The sequence below is a fragment of the Paenibacillus ottowii genome (assembly GCF_006874425.1).
Lineage (GTDB): Bacteria > Bacillota > Bacilli > Paenibacillales > Paenibacillaceae > Paenibacillus > Paenibacillus ottowii.
The window spans coordinates 249,328-264,490 of record NZ_VIJZ01000007.1; the positions used below are offsets into that span (position 1 = coordinate 249,328).

A 15,163-nucleotide genomic window follows, 5' to 3' on the forward strand; every position below is an offset into this window, starting at 1 on the left:
ACGATGTAGCTACAATGATACCTTAAAAGAAGCACCAGCATGCCAGTTTGCTGGTGCTTCTTTTATTACATTGAATTAACATTCACATGAAATATAGAGAAGAAGGCAATCATAAAGCAACAAGAAATTAGGTCTCAAAATTCAGAATAGGGTGATTTTCTTCATGGGCAAGTCTTCAGCGGGCAACCAAAAAGATCAAAAACTAAAATGGTGGCAACTAAGCTTGTTAGGAGTTGCGGGTACCATCGGTACAGGGTATTTCCTGGGGTCCAGTTTAGCGATTTCCATTGGTGGTCCAGCCGTGCTGATTGCTTACTTCTTGGCAGCAGTCGGAACGTATGTAGTGTTTGATGCCCTTTCACGCATGACGGCTGACCATCCAGAGGAAGGCTCTTTCCGTTCCTACGCCCAAAAAGCCTTTGGCAATTGGGCAGGCTTTGGCAGTGGCTGGGTGTATTGGTTTTCGGAATTGCTTATCAATGGGAGCCAGCTAACCGCCTTGTCTATATTTGCACGTTTTTGGTTTCCTCAGGTACCCATGTGGATTTTTGCGGCAGGCTTCGGGCTCTTAGGACTTGTGATTGTTTTTTTTGGCAATAAGGGTTTTGACCGGGTGGAAAATGTGCTCGCCATCATTAAAATAGCGGCTCTGGTGATGTTTTTGGTCTTAGCGGTTGCCCTTTTGGCAGGCTGGATTGAAGGAGGAAAATATAATCCGAAGTTCCCCCTGAGCTACAAAAACTTTTTTCCAACCGGTGGCATAGGATTATGGTCATCTTTTATTTTTGCTTTTTATGCATATGGAGGTATTGAAGTGCTCGGAATTATGTCCAACCGACTTCAAAACCCGGAGGAAGCACCCAAAGCAGGAAAGGTCATGCTGATTACGCTGGCTGCAGTGTATGTGCTTTCGATTGGGCTGGCTGTGTCCATGGTACCATTAAGTGCCTTTAATCCGAAGGAAAGTCCCTTTGTACTTGCGCTCAGCAGCGATCATCTGGCCTTTGTGCCTCATTTGTTTAACGGAGTCCTTATTATTGCTGGATTCTCCACGATGACAGCATCGCTATATGCAGAGACCTCGATGATGATTACGCTGGCCCAAAAAGGAGATGCGCCCACACTTTTTTCGCGGAAGTGGAAGGACAAATATCCGCTTTATGCACTCAGCCTGATTTCTGTCGGATTAATCTCAGCAATTGTATTATCGGTGCTATTACCAGGAAAGGTATATGAATATATCACCACAGCTGCGGGCTTGATGCTGTTGTATAACTGGTGCTTTATTTTGCTGTCTTCAGGTAAGTTATTGGAATCAAGCACATCGAGCAATATTAAACGCTGGATTGGATTATTGCTGATCGCCTTGGCTGTGGTCGGGGCCTTTTTTCATAAGCTTAGCCGCCCAGGGGTTTACATTAGCTTACTGCTGGTTTTGCTCATTGCAATATGTGACCTCATTGTACAATGGGTCCGCCGAAAGAAGACCAAGAAGTCTCGGTAATTTTGTCAGGGAGTCCAGTATTAGCGTAAAAAAAGCAATTGAAATGCATGTGCACCAAAATAAAAGCCAAAGCCTACAAGGGATAACCCCGACATCCAAGAGATGGTTTTAAGCAATCCGGGTTTGAGAAATCTACGGAAAACACTTGAAGCGGCTGCCATCGTCACATCCCAGACCAGCACGCCTAATATAATCGCACCGCTGTAGACCAATAGCTGTTGTACTGGATATGTACTAGCGACATTAGCCAGTATGGACCCATAAATGCCAAGCCAGAAAAGGATGGAGAGAGGATTAAATAACGACATCAGGAAGCCTGCTACAAAGGAGTTGGTCAGGGTATTCCCGTTTCCCCTTAATTCGGATTCTGAAATGACACCAGCATTTTTGATGCTTTCAAGGCCCGTATATACAAGCACAAAAAAACCAAACAGCCATAAAAAAGCTTTGACAAACGGGGAATTAAGAAGGTGAATCATTCCCAAATAGACAAGCATCATATAGATAATGTCTGCTGTGATTGCACCTAGCCCAATAAACCAGGCATGCCAAAATCCATTCTTAATACCTCGATCCAACTGTGCGGCATTGATGGGTCCAATGGGAGCGGAAAGTGACAGACCCAGAAAAATATACCCGATAAATGTATGAATGGTGCTTTCCTCCTTGATTGTTTATGGGATGTTATGTATTTGTCTAATATAGTTTATTCGGACAAACCTCTGTGTAAGACCATATTTTTTGTGCGTATAGGGTAGGCTTAGCCGCGTAATGTGTACTGACCCAATGAAGTGAAACCAATCCGAAAAGGAGCTTTAATCCTTAACACAAAAGGGTTAGAGCTTTTTTTAATGAAGGGGCTTGACACTTTTATTGAAAGCGCTTATATTTATCTCGTAAACAATACGTTATATAACGTTATATAAAAGGAGAGATAAACACATGAATGTACAACAGACGATTCAGACGATCTATGAACAAGCGAATGGGAAGATTTCTGAGGTTTATTTGGTAGCCTGCGGGGGCTCACTAGTTGATATGTATCCTTCAAAATATTTTCTGGATAGTGAAGCAAAGAAGCTGGTAGCAGGGATGTATACAGCGAATGAGTTTGTACATGCGTTGCCCAAGCGATTGGGGGCACAATCCGTGGTCATCGTTTGTTCCCACGGTGGAAATACTCCAGAATCAGTCGCAGCTGCTAAATCTGCCAAAGAGAAAGGTGCTTATACTATCGGCTTAACCCACAATAGTGAAGCGAATCTGCTCAACTATTCGGATTATTCCTTCCTTTACGAGTGGGGTGAAGAGAGCGATGTTAAAAACAATCCGATGGCCATTATTTTAGAGCTTACGGTTGAATTGCTTCAAATCGCTGAGGGCTATGTACATTACCCAGCCTTTCAGAACGGATTGGGGGCAATCAATGGCATTATTAACCGGGCCAAAGTCCAAGTTGAACCGCGTGCCCGTGTATTTGCTGACAGATACCGCAATGAAGAACTCTTTTATATCCTGACCAGCGGAGCGTCTTATGGACATGCTTATGGCTTTGCTATCTGCTCGCTGATGGAAATGCAATGGCTTCACGCAGCTTCTATTCATTCCGGTGAATTCTTCCATGGACCGTTTGAAGTTACGGATAAGGAAACTCCGTTTATTCTAATGATCAACGAAGGACGTACACGGGCGCTGGATGAGCGGGCACAGACTTTCCTGAATCAGTATGCCGAGAAAGTGGAAGTCATTGATGCGAAGGAGCTTGGCATTGGAACAATTGCAGACGAAGTGGTAGAGTTTTTTAACCCGGTTTTATTTTACAGCATTGTATGTGTGTATCGTGAAGCACTCGCGAAAGTACGCAATCACCCATTGGAAACTCGCCGTTATATGGGCAAAGTAGCTTACTAAGCGCACCTACCAACAGGAGGAAACCATCATGAAGGTTTTAGGCATTGGCGATAATGTGGTAGATAAATATGTTCATCTCCGCCTGATGTACCCTGGTGGCAATGCACTTAATTTCAGTGTGTTTGCCAAAAAAGCGGGAGTGGATGCAGCCTTTATAGGCGTGTTCGGGGACGATCACGAAGCGCGGCACGTAGAACACACCCTGCGTGAGCTCGACATCGACATTTCACGGTGCAGATATCACAGCGGTGAGAACGGCTGTGCACGGGTAACCCTCGAAGACGGAGACAGAGTATTTCTGGGCAGTAATGAGGGGGGAGTAACACGTCTCCATCCATTGGAACTGAGCGAAGAGGACAAAGATTATCTTGGCGGATTCGACCTTATTCATACAGGTTTGTACAGTCATACAGGCCACTTGCTGCCTGAGTTGGAGGCGCTGAGCATCCCAATTTCTTTTGATTTCTCAGATGATTTTACAGATTCACAGGTAGAACAATTTATTAAGCATGCCGATTTCGCTTTTTTCTCTTGCAGCCATATGACGGATGAAGAGACACAGAATTATATCCGCTCCAAGCGAATAAAAGAGGGTCAAATTCTGGTCGCCACACGTGGCGGTGACCGATCCATCGCCTATGATGGTACGAAGTTCTATTTTCAAATGCCTGATTCCGTTGAGGCTGTGGATACTATGGGGGCAGGCGACTCTTATATAACTGCTTTTTTACTGAGCTTTTTGGAAAAAGGCAACATACAGGCTGCTATGGCAGAAGGCTCAAGGCTTGCCGCCCAGAGTTGCCTGGTAGAAGGCTCCTTTGGTTACGGCGTTCATTATTGACGATCCTTCTCGAATATCTTCACTTGTAAGAATATGTAACCTTTGATACTCTAAGTGAGAGTGATATAACGTTATATGACAAGTGAGGGTACATTATGTTGAATTCAGACCAAGCCGAGCCATTATATATTCAATTACAAAAAGCGGTCAAAACCGCTATTCATAATGGAACATTTACGCAAGGAAGCCGTATACCGACCGAAACAGAGCTAAGCGAGATGTATAATGTTAGTCGGATTACCGTAAGGAAAGCAATTGCCGAATTGGTTCATGAAGGTTATCTGACCAAACGTCAGGGAAAAGGCACCTTTGTCAATATACCCAAAATTGGACGGAAGATTGAGCATGTGATCAGCTTTACGGCGGCATGCAAATCCAATGGACTCTCTTCACACAGTGAGATAACAAAACGTGAAATCATAGCAGCAGATGAGGAAATTGCACATCAATTGCAGTTGTCGCAGGGAGAAAAAGTGCTATATATCCAGCGTAAAAGATACGCAGATGATCGCCCTCTAATGCTGGAGAACAATTATTATCCTTATGAGCGGTTTGCCTTTCTAATGAACGAGCAATTGGAGGGGTCCGTATACGAACTGCTGCGGCAAAAATACGGCATTGATCCTAACCAGCCGGGAGAGACGATATTACAAATTGCTTTGGCAGATGAATATCAGGCCAAGCAGCTGGAGACGGCGATCGGGCAGGCACTGTTTTACATGCATACTATTATTTATGACCAGCATGGAAGCCCGGTTCATGTGGGAAAGCAGTACATCATCGGAGACCGCTACCAATTTTCCATATAATTCACTACCTGTTATGCAAGGTAGTTCAGGTACGTGTGGCTTCTGCTTCCATCCGATATGAGGAGAAGCAGAAGCTTTGATATAACGTTATATTACATCATGTGGTGTTAGATGAATCAATCAATCATGAGGTGATGATACTGTGCAAGGGGAAAAAGGTACATTAGCAGACAAAGTTTTACTCTCCAGAGCTATTTTTAATGGCTTGGACAATGAAGCTTCACCCGGGTTTGTTGCAGTACGAGGAGAACGTATTGCAGCAGTGGGGCGTCCGGAAGAGGCACAAGCCTGGATAGGAACGGAAACGGTTGTTTATGATCTGGGCGATGCCTTTATTATGCCGGGAATTCATGACAACCATGTATTTTTCACTGGATATATGTCAATGCATCGGGGCGTGGATCTTACGCATACAGCTTCAAGTGAAGAAGCAGTGAAACTACTGCTGCAAGAGGCGAGCAACCTTCCGCCAGAAAGAGATGTAACCGCTTACGGTTGGAGCGAGGAAAGATGGGGGAAGCTGCCCGAGCAAAGCTTGTTGGATGGATTATTCCCCGACCGGGCGGTGGTCGCTATCAACCACAATAAAAGCTACTGCTGGATGAACCGATTGGCAGAGGAGAAATATCAATTTTCACCGGATCAATGCAGTGCTGAAGCACGCGCTTTACTGCTCCAAGCTATGATGCAGGACCACAGCCTTGTCCAACAAGAGTTTATGGAGTTTTGCCGCCTGTTGGCTGCGCGAGGAGTTACTTCTATAAAAGATATCGGTTTTGACCGGCATAGCGAGCTGCTACCGATTCTAGAAGAATTGAAAGTAGCAGGTCAATTGCCACTCCGATTTCATTTCTCGCTGGAACCTGTTGTTGAACCGTTTGATATAGGCATTGGTATCAAGTATAAAGCACTTTATCATGGAGACCTTATACGTTTTCAAGGCTACAAGCTGATGCTTGACGGCGTTGTAGCAGATCATACAGGGGATATGCTGGAGCCTTACGCAGATATGCCTGGAGTCAAGAATTTGAAGACGGTAGATTATGAAAGGATTGAAGCATCAGTTCTGGAAGCGGACAGCCAGGGGATCAAGTGCTGCCTCACTGCAGAAGGCGATGCTGCAATTCGTCAAGCAGTATCCATGATTGAAAAATGCCGCGTGCAGCAAGGCAATCACCTTATCAGACATTCGATCAGTGATCTGGAATATCCACATCCCGAAGACCTGACCAGAATGGGAGAAAATGAAATTTTTGCCGAGGTCTATGCCCAGATTCTGCTGCTGAACCCCTCTTACGAAGAGGCTTATATGTCTATCGTGGCAGGCAAAGAGAATGAAAGCCGTTTTTATAATTATAAATCCATGCTGGAAGCTAACGTGCCGATAACTATAGGTACTGATTTGCCTTTATTTATCACCAGTGTCCCTGATTCGCTGTATGCAGCCTCTCACCGCTTATTCCCGGATGGCTCGCCTGCTGGAGGTTGGTATCCTGACCAAGGGATGCCGCCATCTGAAGTTTTAAAGGCATGGACCATTAATGGAGCCAAACATTGTTATATGGAAGAGGTTACAGGTACGCTGGAGGCTGGCAAATATGCTGATATCGCCGTTTTTGATCGCGACCTCCTTAATGCATCCGCTGGCGTCATCAGGGATGCCCAAGTGATATTGACCATTATGGGAGGAACGGTTACGTATAACCATTCTTGGAATGAGGGATAAACATGAACATCAAGAATAAGAAATGGAAATTATCCTTGCCCCATAGTTATACCTTAATATTTTTGATTATTATTACAGTCGCCGCGTTGACATGGATTGTACCTAGCGGTCAATTTGAACGTCATGAAGTGACAGTGAACGGTGTGACCAAAACGGCAATCGTCTCAGGAACTTATCACTCTGTACCTAAAACGGGGGAGAACGGTGACTTAAGACAGGGAATGCCGCAAATCCTCAGCGCTCCGATCGAGGGGATTATCAATGCCGCCGATGTTGTCTCTTTTGTACTTATTGTAGGCGGCTCCTTCGGTATTATTTTGCAGACGGGGGCTATTGATCGTGCGCTGACAGCTCTGGCCAGGCGGTTGAAGAATAAGGGGATTTTGCTTATTCCTATTGCTATGGTCATCTTCAGTCTCGGAGGTTCTACCTTTGGGATGAGTGAAGAAATTATTCCACTGTATGCGATTTTTATTCCGTTAATGTTTGCCTTGGGTTTTGATTCTATGACAGCTATTTTGATTTTATTTCTGGGTACGCAAATTGGCTACGTTGGTTCGACTGTGAATCCCTTTTCCGTGTTGATTGCCCAAGGAATAGCTGGGGTAGAGGGGAATCCTCAGCTTTGGCTGAGATTTATTGAATGGCTTGTGTTTACGATGATATCTATTGCTTTTACGATGTGGTATGCGCACCGGGTGAAGCGAAATCCGGAGAAATCCATCGTGTTTCAGAGTGACATTATAAACCGCGAGCAATTTGTAAAGGAAAGCACAGGCGAGGACGTCGTCTTCACGGTACGAGACAAACTAATTATAGGTGGATTTATTGTAACGCTTGGAGCGATTGTTTGGGGAATTTTGGTCAAAGGCTGGTATATGACCGAGATCGGTGCTCTTTTCTTTGCCCTTGGTCTTTTTGTCGGGATTGTTACTAAAATGAGCCAGAAGGAAATAGCTGAAAATTTTGTAAAAGGATGTGGAGAATTTATCTACGCTGCGGTGATCATAGGCCTCGCCCGCGGAATTCTGATTATCGCAGAACAGGGGATGATTATTGATACCGTATTGAATGCACTTGCAAGTGTCCTGGAAGGATTGCCAAGTTATTTATTCACGACGATTATGTTGCTTGCGCATAATATCATCACTTTCCTGGTCCCTTCTTCTTCGGGAGAAGCTGCACTAACCATGCCTGTTCTCGCGCCGCTTGGCGATCTTGTCGGCATTAATCGTGAAGCTGTAGTCACAGCGTACCAATTTGGTAATGGGTTGACCAATCTCATTTCACCAACAGGTGGAGTGCTGCTGGCAGGATTGGCTATTGCCCGGATTAGCTTTGGGCAGTGGCTGAAAGTAATCTTCAAACTATTCCCGATCCTATGGCTGATTGCTGCTATTTTTGCTGCGATATCGGCTGCGGTGGGGATCTAACAATCAAGTAAGGGCCCCTGTCTGTTAGAGACAAGGGTTTCTTTTTGTGTACTATGAACCCTTTTATTTAGGAAAGACTATGCACTTCTTTTTCCAATATGATGCATAAGTTTACGTGGAAAATGAATAATATGGATAGCATTTTCCTAAGGAGGAAATAGACCGATGCTTGCTGATAACAGATTACTTATTGCTGCGCTAGGCGGCGTTAACGAAATTGGGAAAAATATGTATCTGATCCAATACGATCAGGATATTGTTGTCATCGATTGTGGCTCCAAGTTTCCTAATGAGAATTTGCCTGGTATTGACCTCATTGTACCGGATGTCACCTATCTGCTGGAGAATCAGGATAAAGTCAGAGCGCTCATTGTAACGCATGGCCATGAGGATCACATCGGAGGCATTCCTTATTTGCTAAAACAGATCAATATCCCCGTATACGGCACAAAGCTCACTATCGAATTGATCAAGATTAAACTAAAGGAACATAACCTTTTGCGTGATGCCAAGCTTCATCTTATAGATGCGGATTCAACGGTTCAGGCAGGCATGATTAAGGCGTCCTTTTTCACCACTGTACACAGCATCCCTGATTGCCTGGGCGTCTTTTTTCAGACACCCGAAGGAAATGTGGTTCATACCGGGGATTTTAAATTCGACATGTCTCCTGTCAGCGGACCTTTCCCTGATCTTCATCGCATGGCTGAAATTGGAAAACAAGGAGTTAAAGTGCTTCTTTCCGAAAGTACAAATGCCGAAAGACCAGGATTTACGCCTTCAGAACGTTTGGTTGGCGGGCATATTTTGGACGCTTTCGCTAGAGCCAAGCAGCAAGTATTCATTTCTACATTTGCTTCCAATGTTAACCGTGTCCAGCAGGTCATTGACGCGGCTGTCGAGACAGGCAGAAAACTGGTTTTACTGGGACGCAGCATGATCAATGTGGTGACTGTGGCTAAGGAGCTGGGTTTCTTGCATATGCCGGAAGACTTGTTGATTGAGGCTGGAGAAACGGAGCGCTATCCTGCAGAAAAAATTGCAATTTTATGCACAGGAAGTCAGGGTGAACCGATGGCTGCACTATCCCGACTAGCCAATTCTTTGCATCCCAAAATCGAAATTCTGCCTGGTGATACTGTAATCATCGCAGCAGGGGCTATACCCGGGAATGAACGGAATCTTTCCCAGGTCATCGATAACCTGTACGTACTGGGCGCTAACGTTATTTATGGTTCAGGTAGCGCCACGGGAATGCACGTATCCGGTCATGGCAGCCAAGAAGAGTTGAAATTAATGATGACTCTGATGAAACCCCAGTATTTGATTCCTATACATGGTGAATTCAGAATGCTGCATCAGCATCGCCAGTTAGCAGAGTCAGTCGGGATACCAATGGAAAACGTATTTATTGTCCGAAACGGTGATACGATTCAAATCGTAGAGGGGAGAGCGTCTCTGGGTCCCCAAGTACCATCCGGCAATAGCCTGGTAGATGGGCTGGTAACCGGTGATGTGGGCAATATTGTATTGCGGGACCGTAAAAAACTTGCCTCAGACGGAATGCTGATTATAGTGATGACTTTGAGCAAAAACGAGAAGCAAATGCTTGCAACGCCAGAAGTCATATCCAGAGGCTTTGTATATGTTAAGGATTCCGAAGAGCTGATGAATCAGATTCGCGACACGATTATGGCCACAGTGAACGAGCTAACAGCAATCGAAATGAGTCAGTGGGGCCTGATTAAGCAGATGTTAAAAGATAATGTGGGCCAGTTTATTTACAGCCAGACCAAGAGAAGACCTATGATTTTACCAATCATTATTGAGGTTTAGGAATAGCCGATAACCGTTAAACAAATGATTATTGTTCAATACGCGATTAATCAAAAAAGACTTAAATCAGCGATATAACTGATTTAAGTCTTTTTAATTTCCTTTTCCTATCTCCCCCAAAAAACGAGGATGCAGTGGTGGTATGCAGCGAAGCGCTCGCCTTTGCCACGGGATTCTTACGCTTAAATGTTTTATAAAATCAAAAGAATCCCGTGGCAACAGCGATCGTAAGATCAAAGCCTACCCGTAGTGCCTTCCACTCCTACAGCATCTCGTTTAAAGCCGCATGCGTTCCTGCTGTATGCCCTGTCGTAAACGCCGCCGTGATATTATAGCCTCCAGTGTAGCCGTGAATATCCAGAATCTCACCGCAGAAAAACAAGCCAGGCATCAGCTTGGACTCCATCGTTTTCGGATTAATTTCCTTCAAATTCACACCGCCCCCGGTAACAAAGGCTTCCTTGAGAGAGAGCGTACCATTCACACGAATGGGAAACGCCTTGATTCGATGGGCGAGCTCTTGCCATTGCTGCTTGGGAATATGATCATAGTTCAAATCCTCACGCAGTTCAGCTTGCTGAAGCAACAACGGAATCATGCGTTCCGGTAAATAAGGCTTTAGCACGTTTTTGATCGCCTTTTTAGCATCCACCGATGCCAGTTCCAGCGTCTCCCGGTAGACTTCATCAGCATGTTTGTGAGGCTGTAAATCGAGAGTTAACAATACTGTGTTTACCTTATCCTTTTTCATTCCCTTGACGACAAACTGACTGCAACGCAAAGCAGTTGGACCAGACAAACCAAAATGCGTGAAAATCATATCTCCTTCATGAACGACAACCTTCTTTTGTTTCGCATTCCATACGGTCAGGCTGATGTTTCGTAAGGAGAGCCCCTGCAGCTCTTTTGTCTGGATGAATGTCTCGCCTGACGTTAACGGGACCTCTGTTGGATACAGTTCCGTAATGGTATGTCCTGCTTGCTCTGCCCATGCATAGCCGTCACCTTCCGAACCTGTATGCGGGACAGACTTGCCCCCGACAGCGACAATGACGTTACGGCTACGTAGCGTTTCACCGGAACGCAGCCGCACGCCAGCCGTATGACCTTCTTTGTAAATCACCTCTTGAACAGGGCAGCTTGTCCGAATCTCGACTCCTTGGGAGCGCACTTTATTAATCAAAGCATCGACTACCGTTTTGGCTTTGTCCGTTACTGGAAACATGCGTCCATTGTCTTCTTCTTTTAAGGCTATACCCAATTGTTCAAAAAAAGCGATGATATCCCGATTGCTGAAAGCAGCCAGGGCACTGTGGAGAAAACGGCCATTGCCGGGAATGTGACGTATGAGTTCGTCCAGTTCTTTTGCATTCGTGACATTGCAGCGACCTCCGCCAGAGATTCCCAGCTTTCGTCCGAGTTTATTTCCCTTTTCCACTAAAAGCACCTTGGCGCCCTCGCCGCTGGCAGCAGCCGCTGCCATTAAGCCGGCTGAGCCGCCTCCGATCACAATAACGTCGTAAGTCATGAACCTCTTCCTTTTCGTCGACAAATTTTCAAAAAATTCAGAATAGCGTAACAGATTTTTCATCATATCGTAATACCGTCTCTTTAGATAGCCTCTAAGCACGGTAGCTGCGTATATCTTCTATATTATTCAGGATAAGAGAATGGCGTAAAAACGATTCTTTTATCTATATCCGGTATTTAGCAAAATTTGTCGTTCTGCACCGGGATTTTAACACATATATTGTAATATATTGTAGCCTGTGCTTTAATTCAACTAACGGCGTCAAGGAAAGATGATGAGGGGGAGAAGTCCTTGTTAATTGCGTTGAAGGAAAGTGTGCTCCAAGTTCTCCTTGCCGTTATATCGGCGGGTTTTTTCTCTATATTAACGGATTATGGGGACAAGAAAAAGGTTTGGGCAGGCCATCTGCTTCCCGGACCTCATCAAGGAATACTTTATCTGTGTTGCTTGCCAGCCATATTGCTATGCTCGCTCTTTCAATCCCAGCCTCCATATGGCCTACCTTCCAATCTCGGTATTATTCCCCTTGCTGTGGGTGTCATGTACGGTACACGTCGCACTTCCTTCGTTCTCGCTGCTTCTGCATTGACGGGTGTCCTGATTATAGCGCAGTCGATAGAAATGTCCCCAATGTATGTGGGTACTGCTTTTATCCTTTTTCCGTTTATGCTACTGCATGTCAAGTTTTTTCAAAGAGGGACATTGTTGGACAAAAGGCTCCTGATTTTCACATACGTTGTGGCTGATATGCTGCTTAAGGCTTTGTTACCGCTATTATGGGGCAAACAGAACATTTCAATTTACATTCCTGATCTACTTACAACGTTATGGAATGTTGCTGTAGGTGTATTGGCGAGTTTTGCAGTCGTAAGTCTGATGCATAATTCCTTTGAGAAACTGACGCTACGGCGAAATGTAACTGAGTTTACGAGCAAATATTTAATCGAAGTGGATAAGCTGCGTCAAGTCATGGATTTGATGCCGTTATCTCTGGTTACTTTGGACAGCGAAGAACGAGTCATACATATGAACAAAACGATGCTGGAACTTTACCGGGAATTCGATCCCTATATTACGCTGCCTGAGGTAGTAGGCCGTCCTTTAAACTCGTTGTACGGTTTTAGTACTTCGCCTGTAGTCAACGAACGAGTTGCGAAAGCGTTGGAAGGAGAAGCAGGTGCTGATTTAATCAATGTATCTCCCAAAGTGTTTTTCTCCAGTTTTCTTCCTATTCGGGATAAACATATCAATCAAACGACAGGTGTCATTATCGCCCTGCAGGACATCACAGAGCTGGAGACGCTGCGCAGTGAGCTGGGCAATTTCGAGAGGCTTAGTCTGGTCGGACAGATGGCCGCGGGCATTACTCATGAAATACGTAATCCGATGGCGGTTGTGCGCGGGTTTTTACAGCTTATGCGCGAAAAAAGCCCTGATTCTCTAGGCAATTATTACCGTATCGTGATGGAGGAGCTGGATCGGGCGAACGGAATTATTAATGATTTTCTTTCTCTGGCCCAAAACCGGATTGTCGAGAAGGAGCAGTGTCATCTGCATGATATCATTCGTGAACTAACGCCTTTATTGTGGGCAGATGCGAACCTGAGGGGACAGACAATTGAGTTAAAGCTGGAGGATCATGTGACAAGGCTTCATCTGAACACTAAGGAAATCAAGCAATTGCTGCTTAATTTATCGCGTAATGCGATGGAAGCCATGGGGGAGAAGGGAGTACTGACCATCTCTACTCATGAAGAAGGGGATTTTGTCGAACTGGAAGTGAAGGATACCGGTCCAGGAATTCCGCAAAAACAGCTTGAAAAGCTGTTCCAGCCTTTTTACACCACCAAAACGAAAGGCACAGGTCTGGGTCTGGCCTTATGTCAAAGTATAGTGGAGCGTCATCACGGTACGATTGCCGTAGATTCAGTGGAAGGAATGGGCACACAGTTTAAAGTCCGTTTGCGCAGAACCATTCCGACTTATCGGGAGCATTCGGAGACTCCTGTCATAAATACGATACAGAAATAATTATGCAAAGATGTAACTCGATTTTTTGCAAATTACGTGAAAAAGATTGTATAATGAGCTTTAGATGTCCATGCCTTTACTACGGCAAAGGATGAAATTAGAAACGTAGTATACATGATTTATCGAAAAGGAGTGAAAGAATATGTCTATGTCTTTCGATCAATATATGAGAGATTCAGTTCAGCCTATGCGCGATGAACTGACGAATCTTGGGATTCAGGAACTGCGTACTTCTGAAGATGTGGAGGCCAAGCTGCCTGATGCTAAAGGTACAGTGCTGGTGGTTGTGAACTCGGTATGCGGTTGTGCCGCAGGCCAATGCCGCCCAGGTATAGCTGAAGCGCTGAAGCATGATGTTACGCCGGACCATCTGTACACGGTTTTTGCCGGTCAGGACAAGGAAGCAACGGCAAAGGCACGCGAATTTTTCGCGCCGTATCCGCCATCTTCCCCTTCGATCGCGCTGTTGAAAGACGGCGAGCTGGTTCACTTCATCGAGCGTCATCAGATCGAAGATCGTTCGGCAGATCAGATTGCTGCTGATTTGACGGGTGCATTTGACCGTTTTTGCCGGTAAAACTGCTCAAGCTATGCCCCCGCATTTTTCGCCTGCGAAACTTGCCGGGGCTTTTGCATGTTGGCTTGTGAAGGAAATTCCTAAAAAAGAGGTGCTTATCTGATGAGTTTGCAGGAACAGATTATTGCTGAATTGGGAGTACAGCCTACGATCAACGTAGAGGCGGAGGTCCGCAAGCGTGTGGATTTCCTCAAGTCGTACGTAACAAAAACAGGAAGCAAAGGACTGTTGATCGCCATTAGTGGCGGGATTGACAGTGCCGTAGCAGCAGCCTTGTGCAAGCAAGCTACAGATGAGTTGACACAGGAGCAAGGGCAAGAATACAAGACGCTAGGTGTATTCCAGCCCTATGGTCAACAGGAGGATATCGAGCACAGCTACGCGGTCGCCAAAGCGTTCAACCTGAAATATGCCGGGGAAACGAATATTAAGGAAGCTGTGGATACGATTGCCGTGGAAGTGGAGCACACATTAAAGGATATGGGTTTGGAACGTTCCATTACTCCGCAAGTGAGAGGAAATGTAAAGGCAAGAACACGTATGGTGGCTCAGTACGCACTCGCGAATGAACTGAACCTGCTCGTCGTGGGTACAGATCATGCTTCAGAAGCCATTACGGGCTTTTATACCAAATGGGGCGATGGTGCGGTCGACATTACACCGCTCAGTACGCTCAACAAACGTCAGGTGCGTTTGCTAGCCAGCTATCTTGGAGTTCCACAGGCTATTTTGGACAAAGCGCCTACAGCAGGGTTGTGGGAAGGCCAGACGGATGAAAAGGAACTGGGAATCTCCTACGAAGCAAACAGCGACTACCTGGAAGGCAAGGAAATTGACCCGGCGGCTCGCGAAAAGCTGGAAAGCTATTTTACGCGTACGGCACATAAGCGGACAAGCATTCCGGGTGTATAAGTATTTATCATTTGGGAATTGTAAAATGATTAAGTAAATAAAATGCGGCGAT

Annotated in this window: 12 protein-coding genes; 10 read left to right on the forward strand and 2 right to left on the reverse strand. The window is 45.4% G+C overall.

Translation table 11 applies throughout. From position 1 onward, the window contains the following. Nucleotides 1-163 precede the first annotated feature (163 nt). Nucleotides 164-1,504 (forward strand): amino acid permease, encoded by a 1,341-nt coding sequence (locus FKV70_RS17720; RefSeq protein WP_142613676.1) that lies wholly within the window; start codon nt 164-166, stop codon nt 1,502-1,504. Nucleotides 1,505-1,524: 20 nt separating this feature from the next. Here FKV70_RS17720 and FKV70_RS17725 read toward each other — a convergent pair whose 3' ends face one another. Then, nucleotides 1,525-2,157 carry a LysE family transporter gene (locus tag FKV70_RS17725; protein WP_142613677.1) on the reverse strand — a complete coding sequence of 211 codons (633 nt, stop codon included), beginning with the start codon at nt 2,155-2,157 and terminating at the stop codon, nt 1,525-1,527. A gap of 289 nt (nt 2,158-2,446) precedes the next feature. Here FKV70_RS17725 and FKV70_RS17730 point away from each other — a divergent pair, with 289 nt between their 5' ends. From FKV70_RS17730 to FKV70_RS17755, 6 genes are all read left to right on the forward strand, one after another. After that, nucleotides 2,447-3,415: an SIS domain-containing protein gene (locus tag FKV70_RS17730; RefSeq protein WP_142613678.1), complete on the forward strand. Its 969-nt coding sequence runs from the start codon at nt 2,447-2,449 to the stop codon at nt 3,413-3,415. 28 nt (nt 3,416-3,443) lie between these two features. Beyond that, a complete protein-coding gene (locus FKV70_RS17735) occupies nt 3,444-4,256 on the forward strand; it encodes a fructoselysine 6-kinase (RefSeq protein WP_142613679.1) in 813 nt (270 codons plus the stop codon). 95 nt (nt 4,257-4,351) lie between these two features. Then, a complete protein-coding gene (locus FKV70_RS17740) occupies nt 4,352-5,065 on the forward strand; it encodes a GntR family transcriptional regulator (RefSeq protein WP_142613680.1) in 714 nt (237 codons plus the stop codon). Nucleotides 5,066-5,207: 142 nt separating this feature from the next. After that, entirely contained in the window at nt 5,208-6,791 is a 1,584-nt protein-coding gene (locus FKV70_RS17745; protein WP_142613681.1) for an amidohydrolase, read from the forward strand. 2 nt (nt 6,792-6,793) lie between these two features. Then, nucleotides 6,794-8,224, forward strand: coding sequence for a YfcC family protein (locus tag FKV70_RS17750; RefSeq protein ID WP_142613682.1), 1,431 nt, complete (start codon nt 6,794-6,796; stop codon nt 8,222-8,224). A gap of 165 nt (nt 8,225-8,389) precedes the next feature. Then, nucleotides 8,390-10,060: a ribonuclease J gene (locus tag FKV70_RS17755; RefSeq protein WP_064796581.1), complete on the forward strand. Its 1,671-nt coding sequence runs from the start codon at nt 8,390-8,392 to the stop codon at nt 10,058-10,060. Nucleotides 10,061-10,322: 262 nt separating this feature from the next. Here FKV70_RS17755 and FKV70_RS17760 read toward each other — a convergent pair whose 3' ends face one another. Beyond that, nucleotides 10,323-11,588 (reverse strand): BaiN/RdsA family NAD(P)/FAD-dependent oxidoreductase, encoded by a 1,266-nt coding sequence (locus FKV70_RS17760; RefSeq protein ID WP_142613683.1) that lies wholly within the window; start codon nt 11,586-11,588, stop codon nt 10,323-10,325. Nucleotides 11,589-11,882: 294 nt separating this feature from the next. Between FKV70_RS17760 and FKV70_RS17765 the strand changes: the two genes are divergently transcribed. The 3 genes from FKV70_RS17765 (at nt 11,883) to nadE (ending at nt 15,111) form a co-directional block, all read left to right on the forward strand. After that, complete coding sequence (locus tag FKV70_RS17765; RefSeq protein WP_142613684.1) at nt 11,883-13,622, forward strand: two-component system sensor histidine kinase NtrB; 1,740 nt, start codon at nt 11,883-11,885, stop codon at nt 13,620-13,622. A gap of 142 nt (nt 13,623-13,764) precedes the next feature. Continuing rightward, a complete protein-coding gene (locus FKV70_RS17770; RefSeq protein WP_142613685.1) occupies nt 13,765-14,199 on the forward strand; it encodes a BrxA/BrxB family bacilliredoxin in 435 nt (144 codons plus the stop codon). A 102-nt stretch (nt 14,200-14,301) separates the two neighbouring features. Continuing rightward, nucleotides 14,302-15,111: an ammonia-dependent NAD(+) synthetase gene (gene nadE / locus FKV70_RS17775; RefSeq protein WP_142613686.1), complete on the forward strand. Its 810-nt coding sequence runs from the start codon at nt 14,302-14,304 to the stop codon at nt 15,109-15,111. The last annotated feature ends 52 nt before the right edge of the window (nt 15,112-15,163 follow it).